Origin of the sequence: Deinococcus aerolatus (genome assembly GCF_014647055.1) — a bacterium.
GTDB lineage: Bacteria > Deinococcota > Deinococci > Deinococcales > Deinococcaceae > Deinococcus > Deinococcus aerolatus.
This window is the reverse complement of sequence record NZ_BMOL01000076.1, coordinates 1-508: the sequence shown is the minus strand read 5'-3', so window position 1 is coordinate 508 and position 508 is coordinate 1. Positions and strand designations below refer to the sequence as shown.

General features: G+C 61.8%; 2 protein-coding genes. Both read left to right on the top strand.

What is annotated here, in order from left to right; all coding sequences use genetic code 11:
* A partial coding sequence (locus IEY31_RS18585; protein WP_229723784.1) for a four-helix bundle copper-binding protein occupies positions 1 to 242 on the top strand: 242 nt, incomplete at its 5' end.
* A gap of 73 nt (positions 243 to 315) precedes the next feature.
* Positions 316 to 508: hypothetical protein (locus IEY31_RS18580; protein WP_229723783.1), on the top strand; the 193-nt coding region annotated here is incomplete at its 3' end.

The window sequence follows — 508 nt, the reverse complement described above, 5'->3', positions numbered from 1 at the left end:
TGAATCTGGACTGCGCCGACATCTGCACCACCACTGGACGCGTGCTGGTGCGCCAGACCCAGCCGGACCTGGCCGTGATCCGCGCCCAGTTGCAGGCGTGCGTGGCCGCCTGCAACGCCTGCGGCGACGAATGCCAGCAGCACGCCGAGAAGATGGACATGAAGCACTGCGCGGTCTGCGCCGAGTCCTGCCGCCGCTGTGAGCAGGCGTGCCAGAAGATGCTGGACAGCCTGAGCGCCTGAACCCCGTGCAGTTCGCTGCCGTCTGCCGGAGAAAGCGCACTGGCAGGCGGTTTTTTCTTTCAAGGAGTCAACCATGAACGAATCCATGAACCGTTCGTCTGCGTCTCAAGATTCAGGCAAGGACCAGAAGGGCAAGATGGGTGGCAGCTATGGCCGCTTTGCGGCCATGATCGCCACGTCTACCGTCGTGATGTACGGCCTGATGTACCTCAACACCTATCAGCTGGACCACGTGTATTTCAGTCAGACGCGCATGTGGATGGCGC